Raw genomic sequence first — 939 nt, 5'->3', positions numbered from 1 at the left:
GTGTTCATGAAGCGCGAGAACATCATCGGCTATCCCGATCACTACGTGCAGTCCACCGAGCGTCATCCGATGGACTATCTCGCGCGCGAAGTGATCGAGGCGCGCGGCTGGCAGTCGCGCCGCATCGGCGTCGAGATGGACAACTACTATTTCAGCGCCGCCGCCTATGCATCGTTGCAGCGCAATCTGCCGAACGCGACGTGGCGCGATGCGACCGCGCTCGTCAACTGGCAGCGCGCCATCAAGTCGCCGCGCGAGATCGAGTACATGCGCATCGCCGCGCGCATCGTCGAGAAGATGCACGCGCATATCGTCGAGCGGATCGAGCCGGGCATGCGCAAGAGCGATCTCGTCGCCGATATCTATTCGGCGGGGATCACGGGCATCGACGGCTATGGCGGCGACTATCCCGCGATCGTGCCGCTGCTGCCGACAGGCGCCGATGCGGCCGCGCCGCACCTGACGTGGGACGATTCGCCCTTCGAAAAGAATGCGGGCACGTTCTTCGAAATCGCCGGCTGCTTCAAGCGCTATCACTGCCCGCAGTCACGCACGGTGTATCTCGGCAAGCCGCCGCAGCATTTCATCGATGCGGAAAAGGCCGTGGTCGAAGGCATCGAAATGGGGCTGGCGGCTGCGAAGCCGGGCAATACCTGTGAAGACATCGCGAATGCGTTCTTTGCGGTGCTGCGCAAATCGGGCATCGAGAAGAACAGCCGCTGTGGCTATCCGATCGGCGCGAGCTATCCGCCGGACTGGGGCGAGCGCACGATGAGCCTGCGTCCCGGGGACAAGACGGTCCTCGAACCCGGCATGACGTTCCATTTCATGCCGGGCCTGTGGCTCGACGACTGGGGACTCGAAATCACGGAGAGCATCCTGATTACGGAGTCGGGTGTCGAGACGTTCTGCAATACGCCGCGCAAGCTGTTCATCAAG

The 939-nt window shown here is 62.7% G+C and carries 1 protein-coding gene; it reads left to right on the top strand.

What is annotated here, in order from left to right; translation table 11 throughout:
* Positions 1 to 939, top strand: a 939-nt coding sequence (doeA, locus tag AABE10_RS36230; RefSeq protein WP_342937843.1) for an ectoine hydrolase DoeA, incomplete at both ends; no start/stop codon positions are given.

Source organism: Paraburkholderia diazotrophica (genome assembly GCF_038900755.1).
GTDB lineage: Bacteria > Pseudomonadota > Gammaproteobacteria > Burkholderiales > Burkholderiaceae > Paraburkholderia > Paraburkholderia diazotrophica_A.
This window is presented reverse-complemented; position numbering and strand designations above follow the sequence as displayed.